We start from the raw sequence: 23,012 nt of genomic DNA, 5'->3' as shown, positions 1-23,012 counted from the left end.
TGGCTGGCTCGGCCGGCGGGTCGGCGTTAGCCGAACCCGTCCGACGGCGGCTTTGCCGGCGTCGCTGATGGTACGGCACATCTTCCTGAAAGCGCTACTGCGACCTTAGCAAAGCAACCCAACGCTTTGTCCAGCAACCCTGGATTGCTTTGCTACGCTCGCAATGACGATCGGACGTGAGGAAAAGGACGTCGGCAAAGCCGCCGTCAGTCGGGACGCGCTTTGTGGCGCGCCCGCTGGCCGGGTCGAGCGCTGCGCTGACGCGCATCGGCGCGGGCGTGGCCGCGCCTGCGCTCGGCCGTCAGTCGAACAGCGACGACACGCTCGTCTCGTCCGCAATCCGCTTGATCGCCTCGCCGAGCAGCGGCGCGATCGGCAGGTGGCGGATCTTGCCCGCTTTCCCGATCGATTCGTGGTTGCCGATCGAATCGGTGATGACCAGCTCGCGCAACGTCGATCCCTCGACGCGCGCGACCGCGCCGCCCGACAGTACGCCGTGCGTGACATAGGCGACGACGTCCTCCGCCCCCGCTTCGCGCAGCGCCGCGGCGGCGTTGCAGAGCGTGCCCGCCGAATCGACGATGTCGTCGACCAGGATGCAGAAGCGCCCCTCGACGTCGCCGATGATGTTCATCACCTCCGATTCGCCGGCGCGCTCGCGGCGCTTGTCGACGATCGCCAGCGGCGCGTTGTCGAGCCGTTTGGCGAGCTGGCGCGCGCGGACGACGCCGCCGACATCGGGCGAGACGACCATCAGGTTGCGCCCCTTGAAGCGCGCGACGATGTCCGCCGACATCACCGGTGCGGCGTAGAGATTGTCGGTCGGGATATCAAAGAAGCCCTGGATCTGCCCGGCATGCAGGTCGATCGACAGCACGCGATCGGCGCCGGCGACGGTGATGAGGTTGGCGACGAGTTTCGCCGAGATCGGCGTGCGCGGGCCGGGCTTCCGGTCCTGCCGCGCATAACCCATGTACGGGATCACCGCCGTGATGCGCCGCGCCGACGAGCGCTTGAGCGCATCGATGATGATGAGCAATTCCATGAGGTTGTCGTTGGCGGGAAAGCCGGTCGACTGGATCACGAACACGTCCTCGCCGCGGACGTTCTCCTGGATCTCGACGAAGATCTCCTCGTCGGCGAAGCGGCGGACCAGCGCGTCGGTGAGCGGGCTTTCCAGATAGGCGGCGATCGCCTTCGCCAGCGGAAGGTTGGAATTGCCGGTGATCAGTTTCATGCGCTACGCCTCCGCCCCAGGATGCGAGCGGCCTTAGTCGGCGAAACGCGATTGCGCAAAGGCAAGGATGGCGATGGCCGGGCAGGCGACGTTCCACATCGACGAGCGCGACCACCTCGCCAGCCTGCGCGCCGCCAACGTGCGCCAATTGCGATCGCGGCGCTTCCTGATCCGCATCACGACACTGTCGATCGTCGCCGCGAGCGTGCTCGGCGGCATCCTGTTCGCGGTCGGCGAGTATCCGTGGACGGCGGTCATCGCGGTCGTCAGCGGCGTGATCGGCGGTCTGGCGGCGCTGGCGCTGCTCATCGGCCTGACGTGGCTGTTGCTGCCGCGCCGTGCCCGGCGGCTGTACCGCCAGAACCGCCTGTTGCAGCGACAGGTCACGGCGCGCTGGTCCGATGCCGGGCTGGAATGGGAGACTTCGTCGGGGCACACACGGCTCGGCTGGGACGACGTCCATGCGTGGCAGAGCGATACGCGCGTCACGCTCGTCTACCTGACCGACCTGCTGTTCCGTATGATCCCGGCGCACGCGCTCGACAGCGACGCGCGGCAGGATCTGGTCGCGACGCTGGCGCGCCACGCGCCGCATCGGCGCTGAACGCTTGTCGGCCACCCCTACGCTGACTAGGCCGCGGGGATGACCGTCATCACCCGCTTCGCTCCCTCGCCCACCGGCAGCCTGCACGTCGGCAACATCCGGGCGGCGTTGCACAACTGGATGTTCGGGCAGAGGCACGGCGGGCGGTTCGTGCTGCGGATCGACGATACCGATGCCGAGCGATCGGAGGAGCGGTTCGTCGACGGCATCCGTGCCGATCTCGCCTGGCTTGGGCTGACGCCGGATTTGGAAGTGCGCCAGTCGGAGCGGTTCGCGCTGTACCAGGCGCGCTTCGACGCGCTGGTCGCGGCGGGGCGCATCTATCCGGCGTATGAGAGCGCGCAGGAACTGGACCTGAAACGCAAGATCCTGCTCGGGCGCGGATTGCCGCCGGTCTACGATCGTGCGGCGCTGGCGCTGGGCGACGCGGATCGCGCCAGGCTGGAGGCGGACGGCGTGCGGCCGCACTGGCGGTTCAAGCTGGATCATGACGCACCGATCACGTGGGACGATCTGATCCGCGGGCCGCAGGCGTTCGATGCGAAGACGATGAGCGATCCGGTCATTCGCCGTGCCGACGGTTCGTGGCTGTATATGCTGCCGTCGGCGATCGACGACGCCGATCTTGGCATCACGCATGTCGTGCGGGGGGAGGATCATGTGTCCAACACCGCGCTGCAGTTGCAGATGTTCGAGGCGATGGGCGTGGCGCCGCCGCGCTTCGCGCACGAGGCGCTGCTGACCGGCACGGAAGGCAAATTGTCGAAGCGGCTGGGGTCGCTGGGCGTCGCGCATTTCCGCGATGAGGGCATCGAGCCGCAGGCGGTGATCGTGCTGCTCGCGCGGATCGGAACCAGTGATCCGGTCGAGCCGGTGGTCGATCCGGCACCGTTGATTGCGGCGTTCGACTTCGCGCGCTTCGGGCGGGCGCCGGCGCGGTTCGACGAGGGGGAGCTGGCGCAGGTCAATGCGCGGATCGTCCATCAGCTGCCGTTTGCGGCGGTGGCGGATCGCCTGCCGGCAGGCATGGGCGCGGCGGAATGGGACGCGGTGCGGCCCAATCTGGCGCGCGTCGCCGAGGCAGCGGACTGGTGGCGGGTGATCGAGGGGCCGATCGACGCGCCGACGATGGACGACGAGACGCGCGGCTATCTGGTGCAGGCGGCGGCGGTCGCGGGCACGATCGATTGGGCGGGGGATCCTTGGCATGCGCTGACCGGGGCGCTGAAGGCGGCGACGGGGCGCAAGGGCAAGGCGCTGTTCCTGCCGTTGCGGCAGGCGCTGACGGGGCTCGACCATGGACCCGACATGGCGGCGCTGCTGCCGCTGATCGGGCGCGAGCGGGCGGTCGCGCGGCTCTCCGCCGCCGGATAAGGTCACAAAGGTCACGCGTGGACGCTTCGGCGAAGGGCGCTTGACGCTGATACGTTACAATGTAACATTCCAATTCTGACAGGAGACCAGTTCGAGTCGATCGCAGCACGAGGAGACGGATGATGTACGCAGATCGCTACCCCCAGCCGACCCGTTTCAACCCCGGTGGCCTCACCGCCGCCGTCGCGATCAACGCCGCGCTGGTCGCCGCGCTGATGTTCGCCGGGCCGAAGATCCTGCCGGGCAGTCCCGAACATACGCTCATCACCGAGAATATCCCGCTCGATCCGCCGCCCCCGCCGACGCCGCCCGAGGCCAAGCCGGCGGAGCCCACGCCCAACCGGCCGACCGAGACGATCTTCGCGCCGATCCCGCCGATTCCGGTGCCGAGCCATGTCGATGTCGCCACGACGACGACCGTGACGCCGCCGATCGCAGGGCCGATGCTGGGCACCGACACCGGTCCGGTCGTCGAGGCGTCGCCCGCGCCGCCGCCGCCGTTGCCGCTGGTCGGGCCGAGCGTCGATCCGCGCTATGCCGACGATTTCCAGCCGATCTATCCGCCGAGCGAGCGGCGCGCCAATCGCGACGGGCGGGTGACGGTGCGCGTGCTGGTCGGCACCGACGGCCGCGTGAAGCAGATCGAGCGGGTGACCGCGACGAGCGACGCCTTCTGGCAGGCGACGCAGGAGCGCGCGCTGAAGGCGTGGCGGTTCCGGGCGGCGACGCGCGGCAGCGTGCCGGTGGAGGCGTGGCGGACGATGACGCTGACGTTTCGGATGGAGGATTGAGGCGTGGGGGGCCGTTGTTTGGGGGCGGGAGGCGAGCATGAGTGTGGGCCGGACCGGAGCGGCGCCTCGCTTGTCCGCCACCGTTACGTTCGTGCTGAGCTTGTCGAAGCACCTTGAGTCTCAAGGCCCTTCGACAGGCTCAGGGCGAACGGTATTTGCGGTCACTCCCCTCGAATGGTGGGATGACGATCGCATAGTAGGGGCGCGGCCGATTTTAGCGGTGGCAACGTGCCCGGATCACAGCTTCGGCGGCTTCGCGTCGTTCCTGGCGACCTGCGCGCCGGCGGTGCGGCAGGCAGCGCCGAGCATCGGATAGTCGATGTCGGTGTTGCGCGCGAGCTGCGCCGGGAGCGCGGCGCGGCATTGCGCCATGCTTTGGTAGCGCACGGGGACGACGCGCGCTTCGGTGCATTGGACGTTGCCGTCCGCGCAGCCCATGATCGCCATGACGTAGAACAACGGTTCCATCTTCGCCTCACTCTCGGAACGGTAAAATCCCCAAGCGTGGCAGTATGTTCCGCGTGTCCGCTTCCGTGCGTGCGCGGGCGTGCCTACATGGGGGGCAATGCCTCCCGTCGATCCCACCGGCCATACCCGCGCCGACCAGCCGCTGCTGCCCACGCTCCGCCGTTTCCTGCCCTATCTGTGGCCGGCGGGCGAGCCGGGGCTGAAGGCGCGGATCGTCGGCGCGATGGCGCTGGTTGTCGCCAGCAAGCTCGTCCAGGTGTTCGGCGCCGCCTATACGCTGAAATATGCGGTCGACCGGATGAGTGTCGGCGACCGGGGCGTCGCGACGATCGTGATCCTGCTGGTCATCGGCTATGCGGCGTCGCGCTTTTCGACGACGCTGTTCGACAATGCGCGCAACGCGGTGTTCGAGCGGGTCGGACAGGATGCGACGCGGCGGCTGGCCGCGAACGTCTTCCGCCACCTGCACGGCCTCAGCCTGCGCTTCCACCTCGAGCGGCGCACCGGCGCCGTCACCAAGGTGGTCGAGCGCGGCACCAAGAGCATCGACACGATGCTGTATTTCCTGCTGTTCAACATCGCGCCGACGGTGCTCGAACTGGGCCTCGTGCTCGGCATCTTCTGGCACAGCTTCGGCTGGCCGCTGGTCGCGGCGACGGTGGCGATGGTCGGCGTCTATATCGTCTTCACGCAGAAGGTGACCGACTGGCGCAACGCCTTGCGCGCGCAGATGAACGACCTCGACACCGGTGCGGTCGCGCATGCGGTCGATTCGCTGCTCAATTTCGAGACGGTGAAATATTTCGGTGCCGAGGAGCGCGAGGCCAAGCGCTACGACGCCGCGATCTCCGCCTATGCCGCGGCGGCGACCAAGTCGGAAAACAGCCTCGCCTGGCTCAACGTCGGCCAGGCGCTCATCACCAACCTGATGCTGGGCGGCGGCATGGCCTATGTCGCCTGGGGGTGGAGCCAGGGCCGATTCTCGGCGGGCGACGTGGTGTTCGTCTCGACGCTGCTCGCGCAGCTGTTCCGGCCATTGGACCTGCTCGGCATGGTCTATCGCACGATCCGCCAGGGGGTGATCGACATGGCGAGCATGTTCGCGCTGATCGACACGCCCGCCGAGGTGACCGATGCGCCGGGCGCGACGCCGCTCGTCATCGGCGCGGGGCATGTCCGGTTCGAGGACGTGCGCTTCGGCTACGATCCCGATCGCGACATTCTCGGCGGGCTCGACCTTGACGTGCCGGCGGGGAGCACGCTGGCGGTGGTCGGGCCGTCGGGGGCGGGCAAGTCGACGCTCGCGCGGCTGATGTACCGTTTCTACGACGTCGGTGCGGGGCGGATCACGATCGACGGACAGGATATCCGCGACGTCACGCAGGCGTCGCTGCGCGCCGCGATCGGTATCGTGCCGCAGGACACGGTGCTGTTCAACGACACGATCGGCTACAATATCGCCTATGGCCGCGAAGGCGCGGGGCGGCCGGAGATCGAGGCGGCGGCGGCGGGCGCGGCGATCGCCGGCTTCATCGAGCGCCAGCCCGAGGGCTATGACGCCCGTGTCGGCGAGCGCGGCCTGAAGCTGTCGGGCGGCGAGAAGCAGCGCGTCGCGATCGCGCGCACGCTGCTCAAGAACCCGCCGATCCTGATCCTCGACGAGGCGACGAGCGCGCTCGACAGCCGGACCGAGGCGGAGATCCTCGACACGCTGGAGGCGATCGAACGCGGGCGCACGACGATCGTCATCGCGCACCGCCTGTCGACGGTGGTCCATGCCGACCAGATCGTCGTGCTCGACGGCGGCCGCGTGGCCGAGCGTGGTACGCATGCCGAATTGCTGCGGCAGGGCGGGCTCTACGCCGAAATGTGGGCGCGGCAGGCGCAGGAGCGCGACGACGACGACGTCGCGGGCGCGAGCGAGGGTGCGCTGGCGGCGGAATAGGTCAGGCGAGGTCCGCCGCGTCGGGGTGGCGCCGCAGATAGGCGGCGACGAAGGCGCAGACCGGCACGACCTTGAGGCCCGCCGCGCGGACTTGCGCCAGCGCGCCGGCGATCAGCCGCGAGCCGACGCCGTGGCCCTCCAGCGCGGGCGGCACCTCGGTATGCGTGAAGACGATCGTGTCGCCTTCGCGCGTGTAAGCGGCGATCGCGGTGTCGCCCTGTTCGGTGAGTTCGAAGCGTGCCGCGGCACGGTTGTCGATGACGTCGTTCATATCGGGGCTCATATCGGGGTTCATGCCGGGCAAACGCGCGACCGGCCGATCCGGCTGCATCCTATCGGTGCGCGGCGCGCCGCCGCCAGAACCACCACGAGAAGATCAGCGGCGGCAGCGCCGCGACGACGACCGCAGCCATGATGAGCGCCTGTCGCACGCCGGCGCCGAGCGGCAGCACCGCGGCAGCGACGATCGTCGCACCGCCGAGCATCATCGTGCGCGAGCCGAGGCGATGCGTCGCGATCCAGTTTTCCGGGTCGGTCAGCGTCCAGGGGGTGCGGATGCCGACAAAGAAGCCGGGGCGCGATTTGGGCAGGACGTTGCCGATGACGATGAGCAGCAAGCCCGCCCCCGCCAGGGGTAGCAACGTCGGCAGGTGCCAGCCGAAGGCGGGCGCGACGACGGCGCCCTCGACCGCCACCATCAGCACCAGCAGCCCGGCCCAAGCCGCGCGCAACACCGGCGCGCCGGCATCGCGCCGCGCCTGGTTCGGTTCGAGCGCGGGCACAACCGCGAGCACGAGGCTGAGCAGCGCGGACATGCCGATGCCGAAGAACAAGGCGCCGGGGGCACTCATCCGGCGATCGACCTCGCCCGCGGCGTTCCAGTGCGTCGGCAGCTGCGCACCGGGCGGCAGCCGGTACAGCGCGACGAGCGCGACAATGGTCATCCCCAGCACGACGCCGACCGATGCCAGCTTCAACCCGCGATTGGTCATTCCCGACCTTCCCCTTCGCCGACCTTCAGCCGGCCCATGAACCCCATCATCACCTCTTCCAGCACGGAGAGGTTGAGCGTGTAGACCGTGCTGGTGCCGCGGGTTTCGCCCTGGATCAGGCCGGCGTCGCGCAGTCTGGCGAAATGGCCCGACATCGTCGGCTTCGACACGTCGAACGCCGCGGCGAGATCGCCCGCGGTCATCCCGCCGCGCTTCAGCAGCTCGAGGATGCGGCGGCGCGTCGGATGCGCCAAAGCGTCGAACACGGTGTCCATGCCATTTGTTAGCATTACGGCTAATTAGTGTCAAGGCTAACATAGCGATCGCCTCGACGCTGGGGGGCCGCGCCCCTACATGGACGACGATGATCCCCGATCCCCTGCCCACCTTGTCGCGTGTCTTCGGCTTTCCGGCGTTTCGGGGGGTGCAGGAGGATGTTGTCGCGCGCGTGCTGGCGGGGGAGCGGACGCTCGGCGTCATGCCGACCGGCGCGGGCAAGTCGCTGTGCTATCAATTGCCTTCGGTGATGCTGGAGGGGACGTGCGTCGTCGTCAGCCCGCTGATCGCGCTGATGCACGACCAGCTGCGCGCCGCCGAGGCGGTCGGCATCCGTGCCGCGACGCTGACCAGTGCCGACCAGAATCGCGCCGAATCGATCGCGCGGTTCCGGGCGGGGGAGCTCGACCTGCTCTATATCGCGCCCGAGCGCGCCTCGACGGGGCATTTCCGCGAGCTGCTCGCCAGCGCCCCGCTGAGCCTGTTCGCGATCGACGAGGCGCATTGCGTCAGCGAATGGGGGCATGATTTCCGCCCCGACTACCGGTTGCTGGCGCCATTGATGGATGCGTTTCCGGACGTGCCGCGTCTCGCCCTGACCGCGACCGCGGATGCGCATACCCGCAGCGATATCCTGCAGCAGCTGGGAATCCCGCAGGACGGGCTGATCGTGTCGGGGTTCGACCGGCCGAACATCCGCTATGCGATCAGTCCCAAGGCGAACACGACCAAGCAGATCGCCGACGTCATCGCCGCGACGCCCGGCCCCGGCATCGTCTATGCGCAGACCCGCGCCGCGACCGAGAAGCTGGCCGAGGCGCTGGGGCGCAGCGGGCGGCCGACGCGCGCCTATCACGCGGGGCTCGATCCGCACATCCGCCAGAAGAACCAGGCGGATTTCGTCGCGTCCGAAGACATGGTGATCTGTGCGACGGTCGCGTTCGGGATGGGGATCGACAAGCCCGACGTCCGCTTCGTCGCGCATGCCGGGCTGCCGAAGTCGATCGAGGCTTATTATCAGGAGACCGGCCGCGCGGGGCGCGACGGCGATCCGGCGGTCGCGCATCTGTTCTGGGGCGCGGAGGACTTCGCGCGCGCACGCCAGCGGATCGGCGAGGTCGAGCCCGACCGGCAGGCGGGCGAGCGGACGCGGCTCGCCGCGCTGGGCGCTTTGGTCGAGACCGCGGGATGCCGGCGGCGCATCCTGCTCAAGCATTTCGGCGAGGACCGCCATGAGGATTGCGGCAATTGCGACAATTGCCTCGGGAGCCCGGACGCGGTCGATGCGACCGAGACGGCGCGCAAGTTCCTGTCGGCGGTGTTCCGCACGGGGCAATTGTTCGGCGTCGGCTATGTCGAGCAGGTGCTGCTGGGCCAATCGACCGAGCGCAGCGTCGATCGCGGGCACGAATCGCTGTCGGTCTGGGGGATCGTCGATGGCGAGGAGGCGGCGCTGGTCAAGCCGGTGGCGCGGGCGCTGCTGCTGCGCGATGCGCTGAGGACCAATGCGCATGGCGGGCTGGAGTTCGGGCCGGCGGCGCGGCCGATCCTGAAGGAGGACGCGCGGGTGATGCTGGTGCTGCCGCCCAAGCGCGCGCGGGGTGGGCGCAAGCGCGATGCGGGGGTGGCGGCGAACCCGGCGGACAATCCGCTGTTCGAGGCGCTGCGCACGTGCCGCCGCGACCTCGCCAAGGAGGCGGGGGTGCCGCCCTATGTCATCTTCCACGATTCGGTGCTGCGCGAGATGGCGGCGCAGCGCCCGGACAGCCGCGCGGCGCTGATGCACCTGTCGGGGATCGGCGCGCGCAAGCTGGAGGCCTATGGCGATGCGTTCCTGCAGGTGATCCGCGACGCGGGGTGAGCTTCGCCTCCCGTTCGTGCTGAGCTTGTCGAAGCACATTGAGTTCCACCTGTCCACCAGGGCGAACGGAAATAGAGGGATCGCCACCCGCCAAAACAGGCTGACGCGGCTCGGCTGATCGCGTAACGGGACCGGATGGCCGACATCCGCACCGTCAACGACCGCGTCAGCGTCGCTCCCCAGATCACGCCCGACGACCTGCCCGCGATCAAGGCGGCGGGGTTCGTCGCGATCGTCAACAACCGCCCCGACGACGAGGAAGCGGGCCAGCCCGCGGGCGAGGCGATCCGCGCCGCGGCGGATGCGGCGGGGCTGCTCTATACCGCGATTCCGGTGACGCATGCCGGCTTCTCGCACCCGCAGATCGACGCGATGACCGCGGCGCTGACCGCGGCGGACGGGCCGGTGCTCGCCTATTGCCGGTCGGGGACGCGCAGCTGCAACCTGTGGGCGCTGGCCGCAGCGAAGGCGGGGCGCGACCCCGAGTTGCTCGAGCGGCAGGCGGCGGGCGCGGGCTATGACCTGTCGGGCATGCGGCCGACGCTGGACGCGCTCGCCGGCGGGCAGTGAGCCCGGCAATGACCGACGCCATGTGGGGATATGCGATCGGCGGCGGCGTGGCCGCCGTGCTGCTGCTCGCCGCGCTCGGCTGGGTGCTGGCGCGGCGGCGGCCGGTGCGCATCGCCAGCCCCGAGGAAGCGGCGGAAGCCGCGGAGGCGGCGCTGCCCGGCTTTGATACGCAGGGCGCGGTGGTCGGTGCCGACGGCGGCGGCGCGCTGGCGGTCGATCGCGCCGGCCGCGTCGCGGTGATGCGGCGGCAGGGCGCGGGGATCGTGGTGCGCGAGGTCGCCTGGGGGGCGCTGCGCTCGACCGCGGAGGGGATATTGATCGACAGCGGCGAGCGGCGGTTGGGGCCGGTGCTGGTCGCGGGGGTGGATGCGCTCGACGTGCGGCGGCTGGCGCCGGCGGACCTCAAGCGGCTGGTGCCGGAGATGGGGCGGTAGGTCTTCCGCGAGGGAAGGTGCCCCCGTTCGCCCTGGTGAACAGGTCGCCGAGCCTTCCCAGGCTCGGCTGAAACATCCGGGGGATGCTTCACCTGTTCACTGTCGAAGGGCAGGTGAGACTCATCGTACTTCGACAAGCTCAGCACGAACGGGGGGAGAGAACGAGGGAGATAAGGCCGTACGGCCGTTACGTTACGCCGCCGCGGTTTCCAGCGCCGGATAGTCGGTGTAGCCCTCCGGTCCCTTGGAATACCACGTCGCCTGGTTGTCCTTGGCGAGCGGTGCGTCCTGGCGGAGGCGGTCGACGAGGTCGGGGTTGGCGATGAACTTGCGGCCGAAGGCGATGCCGTCCGCGACGCCCGATTCGAGTTCGGCCTGCGCGCCCGCCAGCGTGTAATCCTGATTGAGGATCAGCGGACCCTTGAACGCCTGGCGGATCAGCGGCGACAGCTTGGGAACGTCGCTGGCGCCGAACGTGCCCTCGGGGGTCAGCTCGCGCAGTTCGAGGAAGGCGATGCCGAGCGCGTCGAGCGCGGCGGCGGCGGGGACGAAGACGCTTTCGGGGTTGCTGTCGTCGGCGCCCTGCGTCTCGCCGTTGGGCGACAGGCGGATACCGGTGCGGCCCGCGCCGATCGCGTCGATCGCCCGCGCGACCGCTTCGCGCATGAAGCGGATGCGGTTTTCCGGACTGCCGCCGTAATCGTCGTCGCGATGGTTGGTGCCGTCGCGCAGGAACTGGTCGATCAGATAGCCATTGGCGCCGTGCAGCTGCACGCCGTCGAAGCCGGCGCGGATCGCGTTGGTCGCCGCGGTGGCGTAATCGTCCTGCGCGCGCTTGATGTCGTCGAGCGTCGCCGCCTGCGCCTCGGCATAGGGGTTGTCCTCCTTGTGATAGGGCGCGCGCGTCGCCGAAGAGGACAAAGGCGTGACGCCGGTCACGTCGGGGCGCGCCAGGCGGCCCATGTGCCAGATCTGCGCGACGATCTTGCCGCCCGCCTCGTGCACCGCGGCGGTCACCGGCTTCCATGCCTCGACCTGCGCGTCGGTCCACAGGCCCGGCGCGTTCGGCCAGCCGAGACCCTGACGGCTGACGCCGGTGCCTTCGGTGATGATGAGGCCGGCGCCGGCGCGCTGGCGGTAATAATCGACCATGATGTCGGTCGGCACGTGATCGTCGGTCGAGCGGCCGCGGGTGAGCGGCGCCATGAGGATGCGGTTGGCGGCGGAAATGTCGCCCAGCTGGATCGGATCGAAGAGGCTCGGCATGGGATGCTCCGTAAGTGGCCTGACGGCGGCAAGATAGGACGCTACAGGGCGGCATGCACCAGCGCCGGCCCCCAAGAAAAACTGTCGCGGACGCAAACGACGCACCTGCCGCTACGGCATCCGCGGGTCTCGCTTTTGCCGCACTGGTCCTCGCCAATGTCGCGCTGGCGTTCGGGCCGTGGTTCGTGCGGCTGGCCGACGTCGGGCCGGTGGCGGCGGGGTTCTGGCGGATCACGATCGCCATCCCCTGTCTCGCCGCGCTGGCGTTCGCCGCGGGCGCGCGGCCGGTGCGGATGGCGCGCGGGCTGTGGATCATGCTCGCCATCGGCGGCGTCGCCTTCGCCGCCGACCTCGGCAGCTGGCACCTCGGCATCGTCCGCACGACGATGGCCAATGCGACGCTGTTCGGCAATTCGGCGATCCTGATCTATCCGTTGTACGGCTTCCTCGTCGCGCGCGCCTGGCCGTCGCGGATGCAGGGCGTGGCGCTGCTGCTCGCCGCGATCGGCGCGGGGCTGCTGCTCGGCCGCTCGTACCAACTCGATCCGCGGCATCTGGCGGGCGACCTGCTCTGTATCCTCGCGGGTATCCTCTACACCGTCTATATCGTGCTGATGGCGCGGGCGCGGGGCGCGATGCGGCCGCTGCCCGCGCTGGCGCTGTCGAGCGTGGCGACGGCGCTGCCGCTGCTCGCCTTCGCGCTGCTGCTCGGCGAGCGGGTGATGCCGCACCATTGGACGCCGCTGCTCGGCCTCGCCCTGGTCAGCCAGGTGGTGGGACAGGGCTGCATGATCTTCGCGCTCGGCCAATTGTCGCCCCTGGTCGTCGGGATCGCGCTGCTGATCCAGCCGATCGTCGCGGGCGCGGTCGGCTGGGTCGTCTATGGCGAGCGGCTGCAGGGAGCCGACTGGATCGGCGTCGCGTTGGTCGCCATCGCGCTGGTGCTGGTGCGGCGGAGCGAGGTTGCGCCACCGCGCGCGTCGGCGCAGGAGATGGGGCCATGAACGAAGACCTGACACTCGACGAGATCCGCGCGGTGCTGGCGCCCGGCATCGCCGCCAATGCCGCGTTCGACGGCTGGGGCGATGCGGCGCGCGACATGGCGGCGGACGCGGAGGGAATCGACCGCGACGTCGCGCGCCTCGCCTTTCCCGGCGGCGCGGCGGACATGATCGATGCCTGGTTCGCGTCGATCGATGCGGGCCTTGCGGTGACGCTGCCGCCCGAGACGCTGGCGGCGATGAAGATCCGTGCGCGGATCACCGCGCTGGTCGAGGCGCGACTCGACGCGGTGGCGGCGAACCGCGAATCGCTGCGCCGCGCGCTGACCATCCTCGCGCTGCCGCAGAACGTCGCCAAAGGGGCGCGGCTCGGTTGGCGCAGCGTCGACCTGATGTGGCGGATGGCGGGCGATACCGCCACCGACTACAATCACTATACCAAGCGCACGATCCTGCTCGGCGTCTACGCCGCGAGCGTGACGGTGTTCCTGGACGACGACAGCGACGGCCATGCCGACACGCGCGCCTTCCTGGCGCGGCGGATCGACGGGATCATGCGCTTCGAAAAGGCCAAGGCGGGGTTCGTGAAGCGCTACGAACATCGGCCGAGCCTGTCGCGCTTCGTCGGGCGGCTGCGCTACCCGGTGGTGTGATTCTCGATTTTCGCGCGAACACGCGAAGACGCGAAGAGGGCGGTCATCGGGGAAGCGGCAGCTTTTCACCATCGGCGGCTCGAGCGGTGACGGTGCCGACAGCCAAACATCTTTGCGTCTTCGCGTCTTCGCGTGACCTCAAATGACCGCGCGCTCGCCTGCTGCGAACCGGAATTGTGTTCGCGCGGAGGCGCGGAGGACGCAGAGATGTCGTGCCTGCCGCGGCGCTTGCACGCTCCATCAGACCGTCGCGGTGACAGGACCACGCGCCGCCGCGCACGCAACACCTCCGCGTCCTCCGCGCGAAATACCCTTCTTTCTTCGATACGCCGTCAGGCGATCCGAATGTCGAACCGAGCGACCGCCTGCTTTACTCGTCCGCGCGTAAATGATAATCAGTCGCATCATGGATATGTCGCGTACCGTCGTGCCCGCCCCACAGACCGCTCTGGACCTCGTCTCGCTGCCCCGGCGCCAGCCGGCGACCGTCGCCGGTATCGACTGGGCGCGGCTGGCGGTGCCCGAGGCGCGGCGGTTGCGCGAACTGGGCTTCGACGAGGGCGTCGCGGTCGAGGTGCTGCACCGCGCGTCGCTGGGCAGCGGGCCGATCGCCTGCCGCATCGGCCGGATGACCGTCGCGCTGCGCCGCGCGGTCGCTGGTGCGGTGCATGTGGCGCCGGCCGTCGCCGCCGAATAACCGGTGCACGCATCCCCGCTGGTCGCGCTGGTCGGCAATCCCAATGCCGGCAAGAGCGCGCTGTTCAACGCGCTGACCGGCGCGCGGCAGAAGGTCGGCAATTATCCCGGCGTCACGGTGGAACGCCATTCGGGCCGGCTGGTGCTCGACGACGGGCGGCCGGTCGAGCTGATCGACCTGCCCGGCGCCTATAGCCTCGAACCGTCCAGCCCCGACGAGCGCGTCACCCGCGACGTCGTCACCGGCGCGAGCAGCCTCGAACGGCTGCCCGACGCGCTGGTCGTGGTGGTCGACGCCGCCAATCTCGACAACCATCTGCGCTTCACGCTGCAGCTGATCGCGCTCGGCCTGCCCGTCGTCGTCGCGCTCAATATGGTCGATCTCGCCGAGCGCGACGGGCTGACGCTCGATGCCGCCGTCCTTGAGCGCGAACTCGGCGTGCCGGTGATCCCGACCGTCGCGGTGAGGAAGCGCGGGCTCGACGCGTTGCGTGCCGCGCTGGGCGAGGCGGTCGGCGGTGGTGGCCGGCGGACGCCCGACGTGTCGGCGGGGACGCAGGACGATATCGTCCAGCTGCAACGCCGCGCGCGGCAGATCGCGACCGCGGCGACGGTGTCGGAGACCGCGGGGCGGCGCTGGGCGCATATGCTCGATTCGGTGGCGCTGCATCCGGTCGCCGGGCCGGTACTGCTCGTCGCCATCCTGTTCGTGATGTTCCAGGCGGTGTTCACCTGGGCCGCGGTGCCGGCGGACGCGATCGACGCAGGGTTTGGCTGGTTGCAGGATGCGATCAAGGGCGCGCTGCCCGATGGCTTCCTCCGTTCGCTGCTCACCGACGGGCTGATCGCCGGGGTCGGCGCGGTGATCGTCTTCCTGCCGCAGATCCTGATCCTGTTCCTGTTCATCCTGATCCTCGAATCGTCGGGATACATGGTCCGCGCGGCGTTCCTGATGGACCGGCTGATGGCGACCGTCGGGCTGTCGGGGCGCGCGTTCATCCCGTTGCTGTCGAGCTTCGCCTGCGCCGTCCCCGGCATCATGGCGACGCGGACGATCGAGGACGAGAAGGACCGGCTGACCACGATCCTGATCGCGCCGCTGATGACGTGCAGCGCGCGCTGGCCGGTGTACACGCTCATCATCGGTGCGATGATCCCCAATACGCAGATTGCGCCGTTCGTGCGGTTGCAGGGGGTGGTGATGTTCGGGCTGCTCGTGATCGGCATCGCCGGCGCCTATGTCGCCGCGCTGGTGCTGCGCCGGACGGTGACCAAGGGCGCGTCGTCGGGCTTCATGATGGAGATGCCGAAGTATCAGGTGCCGCGGATCGGCGACGTGCTGATCGGGCTGTGGCAGCGCGCGGTCATCTTCCTCAAGCGCGCGGGTACGATCATCGCCGCGACCACCGTGGTACTGTGGCTGCTGCTGAGCTTCCCGAACCCCCCCGAGGGTAGTGGCATCAGCCCGGTCGACTATTCGATCGGCGGGCGGATCGGCCACGGCATCGAGTACGTCGTCAAGCCGATCGGCTTCAACCGCGACATCGCCTTGGCGCTGCTGCCGGCGATGGCGGCGCGCGAGGTGGCGGTGTCGGCGATCGGCACGGTGTATGCAATCGACGATACCGACGGCAGCGGCACCGACCGGATCACCGACCAGATTCGCGGCCGCTGGACGCTGCCGACCGCGCTCGCCTTCCTGATGTGGTTCGTCTTCGCGCCGCAATGCATCAGCACGATCGCGGTGACCCGGCGCGAGACCAACGGGTGGAAATGGCCGCTGTTCATGGTTGGCTATTTGTTCGCCGCCGCCTACATCATGGCCGGTATCACCTATTGGCTCGCGGTTTTCGCCGGCCTCTAGATTCACTTTTTCGGGGCATTCCATGGCGGGCAGCGTCAACAAGGTCATTCTGGTCGGCAACCTGGGGCGCGACCCCGAAAGCCGCAGCTTCCAGAACGGCGGCAAGGTCGTCGAACTGCGCATCGCCACATCCGAATCGTGGAAGGACAAGATGTCCGGCGAGCGCAAGGAAAAGACCGAGTGGCACACGGTCAAGGTCTTCAACGAAGGCCTCGCCAACGTCGCCGAACGCTTCCTACGCAAGGGGTCGAAGGTCTATATCGAGGGCGCGTTGACGACGCGCAAATGGCAGGACCAGCAGGGCCAGGACCGCTATTCGACCGAGGTCGTGCTGCAGGGTTTCAACAGCGTGCTGACGATGCTCGACGGCCCGAACGGTGGCCAGGGTGGCGGCGCGGGCGGTGGGGCCGGCGGCGGGCGGAGCGGCGGCGGCGACTGGAGCGGCGGCGACGATTTCGGCGGCGGTTCGGGCGGCAGCCGCGGCGGTGCGCCCGCGGGCGGCGGCAATCGCGGTGGCGGCTTCGGCCAGGGTGGGGGCTTCGCCGACGATCTCGACGACGACGTGCCGTTCTGATTACGCAGACGTCTCCTTCGCTCGATCCCGCGATGCTCTGCGCCGCGCCGACCGCCCCCGGCTGGACGGTCGACGAGGCCGCGCGCGCCGCGGCGATGGCGACCTACGACCTCGAATCGCTACGTGACAGTTCCGCGCTGAAGCAGATCACCGATTTCGCCGCGGCGCTGTGCGAGGCACCGGTCGCGCTGGTCAGCCTGGTCGAGACGACGCGCCAGACCTTCATCGCGCGCACCGGCCTGTCCGAGACGGAGACGCCGCGCGAGATGTCGTTCTGCGCGCATGCGATGCTGGGCGACGGGATCATGGTGGTGCCCGACGCGACGCGCGATCCGCGCTTCGCCGACAATGCGCTGGTCACCGGCGACCTGCACATCCGCTTCTACGCCGGCGCGCCGCTGATCTCCGACGACGGCATTCCGCTGGGATCGCTGTGCGTCATCGATACCGTGCCGCGCGACGGGCTGACGCCGCTGCAGATGCAGGGGCTGGCGACGCTGGCCGACAACGTCATGGCGCGGCTGCGCGACAGCCGCGACGCCGCCGCCTGGCGCGCCGCCGAGCGCAACACGCGGCGCCAGCTGACCGACAGCGAGGACCGATTCCGTACGCTCGCCGACACGATGCCGCAGATGGTGTGGTCGACGCTGCCCGACGGATTCCACGATTATTACAACGCGCGCTGGTACGAATTCACCGGCACTCCGCAAGGATCGACCGACGGCGAAGGCTGGAACGACGTCTTCCATCCCGAGGATCAGGCGCGCGCCTGGGACGTGTGGCGGCATTCGCTCGGCACCGGCGATCCCTATCAGATCGAATACCGGCTGCGGCATTTCGACGGCACCTATCGCTGGGTGCTCGGCCGCGCGCTGCCGATCCGCGATGCGGCGGGGCGGATCACGCGCTGGTTCGGCACCTGCACCGACATTCACGAACAGAAACTGGCGTTGCACGAACGCGAGCTCATCAGCCAGGAATTGTCGCACCGGATCAAGAACATCTTCTCGGTGATCTCGGGCCTGATCTCGTTCGCGGCGCGCAGCCGGCCGGCGTTCGCGCCGGTCGCCGCCGATTTGCGCCAGCGGATCACCGCGCTGGGCCGCGCGCACGATTTCGTCCGGCCGCACAGCCCGGCGTCGCGGCCGATGGTGAAGCAGGACAGCCTGCACGGGCTGCTCGCCGAATTGTTCGAACCCTATCGGCGCGAGGATCGCCAGCCGATCGCGATTGCGGGCGACGAGATTCCGATCGACGACCGTTCGGCGACGCCGCTGGCGCTGCTGTTCCATGAGCTCGCCACCAACGCGACCAAATATGGCGCGCTGTCGACCGACGACGGTAGCGTCGACGTCACCGTGGCACGCGAAGGCGATCATGCGACGCTGCGCTGGGCCGAGCAGGACGGGCCGCCGGTGCGCGAGCCCGATGGCCCGCACGGGTTCGGCAGCCAGTTGATCGAGCTGTCGGCGGTGCGCCAGCTGGGCGGATCGGTGATGCGCGAATGGCGGCCCGAGGGGCTGGTGGTGATCGTGCGCGTACCGGTGGCGGCGTTCAGCCGGACCTAGCGGCGACGTTCCTGGCTGGAGCGCGTGTAGCCGTCGTACGCGGCGAGCCCGGCCTGCGCGTCAGGCGGTGAGGCCGGTGCCGGTCGATCCGAGCATCACGATATCGTCGTTGGCGGGCATCGACCCGCTGTCGCTCGCCATCGCGGCGGCGGCGAGGATCGCGGCTTCGCTGAACGGTTTGCGGATATAGCCGAGCGCGCAGTCGCTGCCGCAATCGATCTGCGCCGGATTGGCGGTGACGAAGACGACCTTGACGCCGTAATCGCGCGCCATCCGCTCGGCGATACCGGGGCCGGTCGCGCCATCGCGCAGGTTGACGTCGACGAAGGCGAAGCCGCAACCGGGGGCCGCCTCCAGCGCGCTGGCGCTGTCGGCGGCGATCGCCGCGACGGCGTAGCCGGCGTCCAACAGAATGCGTTCCAGGTCCAGGGCAACGAAAATCTCGTCTTCGACGATCAAAGCGGTTTTGGTCATGATGTTCCCAGACTTGGAGTAGGCAAACTCCGATTCGCCCCTTTGGTTCCCGAGTGAGCGCTGGCGGCGGTCGTCATCGTCACCGGCGCAGCAGGAAGACGGCGTGCTGCGCGAGCAGATTGGCCGCGGCCGAACTGCGCTGGCGGTCGCCCGACAGGAACCACGCGCCCTCCACGGTCACGCCCCGTTCCTTGAGGTGCTCGCGGAAATCGTCGATCGTGACGTGATGGATGTTGGGCGTGTCGAACCAGCTCTCGGGCAATTGCCGCGTCACCGGCATCCGCCCGCCCCACAGCAGCGACAGGCGCACGCGCCATTGCGCGAAATTGGGGAAGCTGACGAAGGCGCGCCGGCCGATGCGCAACAGATGGTCGAGCACGACATCGGGCGCGCGCGCGGTCTGCAGCGTCTGGCTGAGGATCGCATAGTCGAAGCTGCGATCGGGATAGCCGGCGAGATCGACGTCGGCATCGCCCTGGATCACCGACAGCCCGCGCGCGACCGCGGAGGCGACGTTGCCCGCGTCGATCTCCAGCCCGCGCGCGTCGCAGCCGCGGTCGTCGCGCAACGCCGCCATCAGCGCGCCGTCGCCGCAGCCGACGTCGAGCACGCGGCTTCCTTCCGCGACATGGCCGGCGATCACCGCGAGGTCGGAACGCAGGCTCATGGCGCCGCCCGCAGCATCGCCGCGGCCTCCGGCGACAGCCGCTCCATGTAACGATCGGGACGCAGCAAAGCGTGGAAGCCGAGCGCTTCGTACACGCCGTGCGCGTCGGCGGTGACGAGGCCGATGCGGCGGATGCCCGCGAACGCCGGATGATCGACGAACCAGCCGACCATGCGCCGCCCCAAGCCCTGCCCGCGCGCCGCCTCGTCGATCCACACGTCGGCGATCCAGGCGAAGGTCGCGTGATCGGTGATCGCGCGGGCGAAGCCGACCTGCTCGCCGTCGCGATACGCGCCGAGGCAATGCGATCCCAGGATCGCGCGCTCGACCACGTCGCGGGCGATGCCGGGCGACCAGTAACTCGACGCCAGCCAGCCGTGGATGCGCGCGACATCGAGCCGGTCGCGGTCATCGTCGAGATCGATCATCGCCCGCCCTTCAGGAAGCCGTCGACCACTCGGTTCATCTCCGGCGCGTCGAGCAGGAAGGCGTCGTGGCCATAGGGCGACGACAGTTCGACGAAGCTGACCGGCGCGCCGGCGGCGTTGAGCGCCTGGACGATGGCACGCGATTCGCTGGTCGGATACAGCCAGTCGGTGTCGAAGCTGACGAGGCAGAAGCGTGTCGGTGCATCGCGGAAGGCATTGGCGAGCAGCCCGCCATGCTCTTCGGCGAGGTCGAAATAATCGAGCGCGCGGGTGATGTAGAGGTAGCTGTTGGCATCGAACCGGTCGACGAAGGCGAGGCCCTGGTGGCGCAGATAGCTTTCGACCTGGAAATCGGCGTCGAAGCCGAAGCTCTTGGTGCCGTCCTCCTTGCCGGGGCGCGCCTGCAGCCGGCGACCGAATTTCTCGGTGAGGCCCGCTTCGGACAGATAGGTGATGTGCGCGGCCATGCGCGCGACCGCGAGGCCGGCGGCGGGCGGTTCGCCGCCGTAATAGTCGCCGCCCTGCCATTTGGGGTCGGCCATGATCGCCTGTCGCCCGACCTCGTGAAAGGCGATGTTCTGCGCGGAATGGCGCGCGGTCGAGGCGATCACCACCGCCGCGGCGATGCGTTCGGGGAAGGTCGCGGCCCAGCTCAGCGCCTGCATGCCGCCCATCGAGCCGCCGACCACCGCCTTCAGCCGCGCCACGCCGAGATGGTCGAGCAGCATGCCCTGTGCGCGCACCATGTCGCGGATGGTGATGACCGGGAAGGCCATGCCCCATGGCCGGCCGGTCGCCGGGTTGACGCTGGCGGGGCCCGACGATCCCATGCAGCTGCCGATCACGTTCGAACAGATGACGAAATCGCGCGCCGGATCGATCGGCTTGCCCGGGCCGATCAGCCGCGTCCACCAGCCGGGCTTGCCGGTGCGCGGATGTTCGGAGGCGACATGCTGGTCGCCGGTCAGCGCGTGGCAGACGAGGATCGCGTTGCCGCCGTCGGCGTCGAGCGTGCCATAGGTTTCATAGGCGATCTCGACCGGCGACAGCAGCATGCCGCCGTCGAGGCGGAGCGGTCCCGGCAGCGTCACATGGCGGTTGCATCCGAAACGGTCGTCGCCGGTCATCGCGGTCTCGCTACGGTGCTCTTCTTGTCAACGCAAGCCGCCGCCCGCTAAGGCCGCTGCCATGACCGCACCCGCCCCCAAATCCTGGATCCTGGGCATCGCGCCCTACGTCCCCGGCCGCGCCACCAGCGAGGACGGCCGCAAGGTCGTCAAGCTGTCGTCGAACGAGAATCCGTTCGGCACGCCCGAACCCGCGCGCACCGCCTATCGCGAGGCGGCCGGGCATCTGGAACGCTATCCCGATGCCGCCGCGGTCGACCTGCGCGCGGCATTGTCGGCACATTACGGCGTCGAGGCGGAACGGCTGATCTACGGCACCGGATCGGACGAGGTGCTGCACCTCGCCGCGGGCACCTTCGCCGGGCCGGGGGACGAGATCATCCACGTCCGCTATGGCTTTGCGGTGTACGAGATCGCGACGCGGCGGGTCGGCGCGACGCCGGTGGTGGTGGCGGATCGCGACTATGCGACCGACGTCGACGCGATCCTCGCCGCGGTGACCGAGAAGACCAGGATCGTGTTCGTCGCCAATCCCAACAATCCGACCGGGACCTATTCGACCCGCGACGAGATCGCACGATTGCACGCCGGGCTGCCGGAATCGGTGCTGCTGGTGCTCGACCAGGCCTATACCGAGTATCTCGACCCGGCGGATGACGACGGCGGGCTGGAGCTCGCCCGCACCGCGTCGAATGTGCTGGTGACGCGGACCTTTTCGAAGATCTTCGGCCTCGCCTCCGAACGCGTCGGCTGGGGTTACGCGTCGGCGGAGATCATCGCGGCGATGCACCGCATCCGCGCGCCCTTCGCATTCAGCATCGGCGCGCAGGCGGCGGCGATCGCCGCACTGGGCGACGCGGCGTTCGTCGCGCACAGCCGTGAGCACAACCGCCAGTGGCGCGGCTGGTTCAGCGAACAGGTCGATGCCCTCCCCGGCCTGCGCGCGGTGCCGAGCAAGGCCAATTTCGTGCTGGTGCTGTTCGAGGGGCTGCTGACCGCGGAGGATGCGTACAAGGCGCTGATGGCGGCGGGCTATGCGACGCGCTGGTTGCCCGGACAGGGCCTGCCGCACGGGTTGCGGATCACGATCGGCACCGAGGCGGAGATGCGCGACGTGGTGGACGTGCTGCGCACCGCGACGGATCAGGCCGGCTGATGCTGCCGTTCGCGCGCGTCACGATCATCGGGCTGGGGCTGATCGGCTCGTCGGTGGCGCGCAGCGTTCGGGCCAACATGCCGACGGTGCGGATCACCGGCTATGACGCCGATCCCGAGGTACGCAGCATCGCGACCCGCATCGATTTGGCCGACGACATCGCCGACAGCGCCGGCGCGGCGGTGATCGATGCCGACCTCGTCATGCTGTGCGTGCCCGTCGGCGCGATGGGGGCGGTCGCGGCGGAGTTCGCCGACGATCTGCCCGCCGACGCGGTGGTCAGCGACGTCGGCGGATCGAAGGAGAGCGTGCTCGCGGCATTGCGCGCGGTGCTGCCGCACGCGACGATCGTTCCCGGCCACCCCGTCGCCGGCACCGAGCATAGCGGGCCGGAGGCAGGCTTCGCGACGCTGTTCCGCGGTCGCTGGTGCATCCTGACCCCCGAAGAGGGTACGGGCGAGGCGCCGGTCGCGCGGCTGCGCGCCTTCTGGGAAGCGCTCGGCGCGCAGGTCGAGGTGATGACGCCGAAGCACCACGACCTGGTACTGGCGGTGACCAGCCATGTGCCGCACCTCATCGCCTATTCGATCGTCGGCACCGCCAGCGACCTCGAGGAGGTGACGCAGAGCGAGGTCATCAAATTCTCCGCGGGCGGTTTCCGCGACTTCACCCGGATCGCCGCGTCCGATCCGGTGATGTGGCGCGACGTGTTCCTCAACAACCGCGAGGCGGTGCTGGAGATCCTCCAGCGGCTGACCGAGGATGTGACGATGCTGCAGCGCGCGATCCGCTGGGGCGATGGCGATCAGCTGTTCGACCTGTTCACGCGGACCCGCGCGATCCGGCGGTCGATCATCGAACAGGGGCAGGACGATGCGAAGCCCGATTTCGGGCGGAGTCATTGATCCGGCTGCCTACCCTCACCCATCCACTGTCGAGGGGCATTGGGACTCACCCTGCTTCGACAAGCTCAGCATGAACGGTGG

The 23,012-nt window shown here is 69.2% G+C and carries 25 protein-coding genes; 15 read left to right on the top strand and 10 right to left on the bottom strand.

The features are described from left to right. Nucleotides 1-301 precede the first annotated feature (301 nt). Entirely contained in the window at nt 302-1,237 is a 936-nt protein-coding gene (locus M9979_RS04430) for a ribose-phosphate pyrophosphokinase (RefSeq protein ID WP_254288127.1), read from the bottom strand. Nucleotides 1,238-1,310: 73 nt separating this feature from the next. Between M9979_RS04430 and M9979_RS04425 the strand changes: the two genes are divergently transcribed. From M9979_RS04425 to M9979_RS04415, 3 genes are all read left to right on the top strand, one after another. After that, a complete protein-coding gene (locus tag M9979_RS04425; RefSeq protein WP_254288126.1) occupies nt 1,311-1,841 on the top strand; it encodes a YcxB family protein in 531 nt (176 codons plus the stop codon). Between the two features lie 39 nt (nt 1,842-1,880). Then, entirely contained in the window at nt 1,881-3,215 is a 1,335-nt protein-coding gene (locus M9979_RS04420; RefSeq protein ID WP_254288125.1) for a glutamate--tRNA ligase, read from the top strand. 119 nt (nt 3,216-3,334) lie between these two features. Then, complete coding sequence (locus M9979_RS04415; protein WP_254288124.1) at nt 3,335-4,006, top strand: energy transducer TonB; 672 nt, start codon at nt 3,335-3,337, stop codon at nt 4,004-4,006. A gap of 237 nt (nt 4,007-4,243) precedes the next feature. Here the strand turns inward: M9979_RS04415 and M9979_RS04410 are convergent, their stop codons facing one another. Continuing rightward, nucleotides 4,244-4,474 (bottom strand): hypothetical protein, encoded by a 231-nt coding sequence (locus tag M9979_RS04410; protein WP_254288123.1) that lies wholly within the window; start codon nt 4,472-4,474, stop codon nt 4,244-4,246. 97 nt (nt 4,475-4,571) lie between these two features. On the opposite strand from M9979_RS04410, the gene M9979_RS04405 reads away from it, so the two are divergent. After that, nucleotides 4,572-6,419, top strand: a complete 1,848-nt coding sequence (locus M9979_RS04405) for an ABCB family ABC transporter ATP-binding protein/permease (RefSeq protein ID WP_254288122.1) — start codon at nt 4,572-4,574, stop codon at nt 6,417-6,419. 1 nt (nt 6,420) lies between these two features. Here the strand turns inward: M9979_RS04405 and M9979_RS04400 are convergent, their stop codons facing one another. The 3 genes from M9979_RS04400 to M9979_RS04390 are packed head-to-tail and all read right to left on the bottom strand — an operon-like array spanning nt 6,421 to nt 7,686. Next, nucleotides 6,421-6,702, bottom strand: a complete 282-nt coding sequence (locus M9979_RS04400) for a GNAT family N-acetyltransferase (protein ID WP_254288121.1) — start codon at nt 6,700-6,702, stop codon at nt 6,421-6,423. 49 nt (nt 6,703-6,751) lie between these two features. Beyond that, a complete protein-coding gene (locus M9979_RS04395) occupies nt 6,752-7,411 on the bottom strand; it encodes an SdpI family protein (protein WP_254288120.1) in 660 nt (219 codons plus the stop codon). Then, the gene (locus M9979_RS04390; RefSeq protein WP_254288119.1) at nt 7,408-7,686 is read right to left on the bottom strand and encodes a metalloregulator ArsR/SmtB family transcription factor; all 279 of its coding nucleotides are present in this window, start codon (nt 7,684-7,686) and stop codon (nt 7,408-7,410) included. Before M9979_RS04390 ends, M9979_RS04395 begins: the two co-directional genes overlap by 4 nt. Nucleotides 7,687-7,775: 89 nt before the next feature. Here M9979_RS04390 and recQ point away from each other — a divergent pair, with 89 nt between their 5' ends. From recQ to M9979_RS04375, 3 genes are all read left to right on the top strand, one after another. Continuing rightward, nucleotides 7,776-9,548, top strand: coding sequence for a DNA helicase RecQ (recQ, locus tag M9979_RS04385; RefSeq protein WP_254288118.1), 1,773 nt, complete (start codon nt 7,776-7,778; stop codon nt 9,546-9,548). Nucleotides 9,549-9,683: 135 nt separating this feature from the next. Next, a complete protein-coding gene (locus M9979_RS04380) occupies nt 9,684-10,118 on the top strand; it encodes a protein tyrosine phosphatase family protein (RefSeq protein WP_254288117.1) in 435 nt (144 codons plus the stop codon). A gap of 8 nt (nt 10,119-10,126) precedes the next feature. Next, nucleotides 10,127-10,552 carry a hypothetical protein gene (locus tag M9979_RS04375; protein WP_254288116.1) on the top strand — a complete coding sequence of 142 codons (426 nt, stop codon included), beginning with the start codon at nt 10,127-10,129 and terminating at the stop codon, nt 10,550-10,552. 192 nt (nt 10,553-10,744) lie between these two features. On the opposite strand, the gene M9979_RS04370 is transcribed toward M9979_RS04375, so the two are convergent. Next, nucleotides 10,745-11,818, bottom strand: coding sequence for an alkene reductase (locus M9979_RS04370; RefSeq protein ID WP_254288115.1), 1,074 nt, complete (start codon nt 11,816-11,818; stop codon nt 10,745-10,747). 53 nt (nt 11,819-11,871) lie between these two features. On the opposite strand from M9979_RS04370, the gene M9979_RS04365 reads away from it, so the two are divergent. The 6 genes from M9979_RS04365 (at nt 11,872) to M9979_RS04340 (ending at nt 18,174) form a co-directional block, all read left to right on the top strand. Next, on the top strand, nt 11,872-12,822 hold the full coding sequence (locus M9979_RS04365; RefSeq protein WP_254288114.1) for a DMT family transporter: 951 nt from the start codon (nt 11,872-11,874) through the stop codon (nt 12,820-12,822). Further along, entirely contained in the window at nt 12,819-13,472 is a 654-nt protein-coding gene (locus tag M9979_RS04360) for a COQ9 family protein (RefSeq protein WP_254288113.1), read from the top strand. Before M9979_RS04365 ends, M9979_RS04360 begins: the two co-directional genes overlap by 4 nt. A 406-nt stretch (nt 13,473-13,878) precedes the next feature. Beyond that, on the top strand, nt 13,879-14,169 hold the full coding sequence (locus M9979_RS04355) for a FeoA family protein (RefSeq protein ID WP_254288112.1): 291 nt from the start codon (nt 13,879-13,881) through the stop codon (nt 14,167-14,169). Between the two features lie 3 nt (nt 14,170-14,172). Beyond that, nucleotides 14,173-16,032: a ferrous iron transporter B gene (feoB, locus tag M9979_RS04350; RefSeq protein ID WP_254288111.1), complete on the top strand. Its 1,860-nt coding sequence runs from the start codon at nt 14,173-14,175 to the stop codon at nt 16,030-16,032. A gap of 22 nt (nt 16,033-16,054) precedes the next feature. Then, nucleotides 16,055-16,606, top strand: a complete 552-nt coding sequence (ssb, locus tag M9979_RS04345; RefSeq protein WP_254288110.1) for a single-stranded DNA-binding protein — start codon at nt 16,055-16,057, stop codon at nt 16,604-16,606. A gap of 32 nt (nt 16,607-16,638) precedes the next feature. After that, nucleotides 16,639-18,174, top strand: a complete 1,536-nt coding sequence (locus M9979_RS04340) for a sensor histidine kinase (protein WP_254288109.1) — start codon at nt 16,639-16,641, stop codon at nt 18,172-18,174. A 60-nt stretch (nt 18,175-18,234) separates the two neighbouring features. On the opposite strand, the gene M9979_RS04335 is transcribed toward M9979_RS04340, so the two are convergent. The 4 genes from M9979_RS04335 to metX all read right to left on the bottom strand — a co-directional run bounded on the left by M9979_RS04335 (nt 18,235) and on the right by metX (nt 20,870). Continuing rightward, entirely contained in the window at nt 18,235-18,648 is a 414-nt protein-coding gene (locus M9979_RS04335) for a response regulator (protein WP_254288108.1), read from the bottom strand. A 79-nt stretch (nt 18,649-18,727) separates the two neighbouring features. Further along, a complete protein-coding gene (gene metW / locus M9979_RS04330; protein ID WP_254288107.1) occupies nt 18,728-19,315 on the bottom strand; it encodes a methionine biosynthesis protein MetW in 588 nt (195 codons plus the stop codon). Further along, nucleotides 19,312-19,743 carry a GNAT family N-acetyltransferase gene (locus M9979_RS04325; RefSeq protein ID WP_254288106.1) on the bottom strand — a complete coding sequence of 144 codons (432 nt, stop codon included), beginning with the start codon at nt 19,741-19,743 and terminating at the stop codon, nt 19,312-19,314. Before M9979_RS04325 ends, metW begins: the two co-directional genes overlap by 4 nt. After that, a complete protein-coding gene (gene metX / locus M9979_RS04320) occupies nt 19,740-20,870 on the bottom strand; it encodes a homoserine O-acetyltransferase MetX (protein WP_254288105.1) in 1,131 nt (376 codons plus the stop codon). Before metX ends, M9979_RS04325 begins: the two co-directional genes overlap by 4 nt. A gap of 61 nt (nt 20,871-20,931) precedes the next feature. Between metX and hisC the strand changes: the two genes are divergently transcribed. Both hisC and M9979_RS04310 read left to right on the top strand, forming a co-directional pair. Then, nucleotides 20,932-22,026: a histidinol-phosphate transaminase gene (hisC, locus tag M9979_RS04315; protein ID WP_254288104.1), complete on the top strand. Its 1,095-nt coding sequence runs from the start codon at nt 20,932-20,934 to the stop codon at nt 22,024-22,026. Continuing rightward, nucleotides 22,026-22,931 carry a prephenate/arogenate dehydrogenase family protein gene (locus M9979_RS04310; RefSeq protein ID WP_254288103.1) on the top strand — a complete coding sequence of 302 codons (906 nt, stop codon included), beginning with the start codon at nt 22,026-22,028 and terminating at the stop codon, nt 22,929-22,931. Before hisC ends, M9979_RS04310 begins: the two co-directional genes overlap by 1 nt. Nucleotides 22,932-23,012: the final 81 nt, after the last annotated feature.

It is taken from the genome of Sphingomonas liriopis (genome assembly GCF_024211255.1).
In the GTDB taxonomy this organism is placed as follows: Bacteria; Pseudomonadota; Alphaproteobacteria; order Sphingomonadales; family Sphingomonadaceae; genus Sphingomonas; species Sphingomonas liriopis.
This window is presented reverse-complemented; position numbering and strand designations above follow the sequence as displayed.

Excerpts from the sequence above, each read along its gene's own strand:
- M9979_RS04310 (WP_254288103.1), top strand. The coding sequence starts at position 22,026 with ATGCTGCCGTTCGCGCGCGTCACGATCATCGGGCTGGGGCTGATCGGC.
- M9979_RS04325 (WP_254288106.1), bottom strand. The coding sequence starts at position 19,743 with ATGATCGATCTCGACGATGACCGCGACCGGCTCGATGTCGCGCGCATC.
- M9979_RS04410 (WP_254288123.1), bottom strand. The coding sequence starts at position 4,474 with ATGGAACCGTTGTTCTACGTCATGGCGATCATGGGCTGCGCGGACGGC.
- M9979_RS04400 (WP_254288121.1), bottom strand. The coding sequence starts at position 6,702 with ATGAGCCCCGATATGAACGACGTCATCGACAACCGTGCCGCGGCACGC.
- M9979_RS04430 (WP_254288127.1), bottom strand. The coding sequence starts at position 1,237 with ATGAAACTGATCACCGGCAATTCCAACCTTCCGCTGGCGAAGGCGATC.
- hisC (WP_254288104.1), top strand. The coding sequence starts at position 20,932 with ATGACCGCACCCGCCCCCAAATCCTGGATCCTGGGCATCGCGCCCTAC.
- M9979_RS04425 (WP_254288126.1), top strand. The coding sequence starts at position 1,311 with ATGGCCGGGCAGGCGACGTTCCACATCGACGAGCGCGACCACCTCGCC.
- ssb (WP_254288110.1), top strand. The coding sequence starts at position 16,055 with ATGGCGGGCAGCGTCAACAAGGTCATTCTGGTCGGCAACCTGGGGCGC.
- M9979_RS04420 (WP_254288125.1), top strand. The coding sequence starts at position 1,881 with ATGACCGTCATCACCCGCTTCGCTCCCTCGCCCACCGGCAGCCTGCAC.
- M9979_RS04360 (WP_254288113.1), top strand. The coding sequence starts at position 12,819 with ATGAACGAAGACCTGACACTCGACGAGATCCGCGCGGTGCTGGCGCCC.
- M9979_RS04390 (WP_254288119.1), bottom strand. The coding sequence starts at position 7,686 with ATGGACACCGTGTTCGACGCTTTGGCGCATCCGACGCGCCGCCGCATC.
- recQ (WP_254288118.1), top strand. The coding sequence starts at position 7,776 with ATGATCCCCGATCCCCTGCCCACCTTGTCGCGTGTCTTCGGCTTTCCG.
- M9979_RS04380 (WP_254288117.1), top strand. The coding sequence starts at position 9,684 with ATGGCCGACATCCGCACCGTCAACGACCGCGTCAGCGTCGCTCCCCAG.
- metW (WP_254288107.1), bottom strand. The coding sequence starts at position 19,315 with ATGAGCCTGCGTTCCGACCTCGCGGTGATCGCCGGCCATGTCGCGGAA.
- M9979_RS04395 (WP_254288120.1), bottom strand. The coding sequence starts at position 7,411 with ATGACCAATCGCGGGTTGAAGCTGGCATCGGTCGGCGTCGTGCTGGGG.
- M9979_RS04355 (WP_254288112.1), top strand. The coding sequence starts at position 13,879 with ATGGATATGTCGCGTACCGTCGTGCCCGCCCCACAGACCGCTCTGGAC.
- M9979_RS04375 (WP_254288116.1), top strand. The coding sequence starts at position 10,127 with ATGACCGACGCCATGTGGGGATATGCGATCGGCGGCGGCGTGGCCGCC.
- M9979_RS04405 (WP_254288122.1), top strand. The coding sequence starts at position 4,572 with ATGCCTCCCGTCGATCCCACCGGCCATACCCGCGCCGACCAGCCGCTG.
- M9979_RS04370 (WP_254288115.1), bottom strand. The coding sequence starts at position 11,818 with ATGCCGAGCCTCTTCGATCCGATCCAGCTGGGCGACATTTCCGCCGCC.
- M9979_RS04415 (WP_254288124.1), top strand. The coding sequence starts at position 3,335 with ATGATGTACGCAGATCGCTACCCCCAGCCGACCCGTTTCAACCCCGGT.
- M9979_RS04365 (WP_254288114.1), top strand. The coding sequence starts at position 11,872 with ATGCACCAGCGCCGGCCCCCAAGAAAAACTGTCGCGGACGCAAACGAC.
- M9979_RS04340 (WP_254288109.1), top strand. The coding sequence starts at position 16,639 with ATGCTCTGCGCCGCGCCGACCGCCCCCGGCTGGACGGTCGACGAGGCC.
- metX (WP_254288105.1), bottom strand. The coding sequence starts at position 20,870 with ATGACCGGCGACGACCGTTTCGGATGCAACCGCCATGTGACGCTGCCG.
- M9979_RS04335 (WP_254288108.1), bottom strand. The coding sequence starts at position 18,648 with ATGACCAAAACCGCTTTGATCGTCGAAGACGAGATTTTCGTTGCCCTG.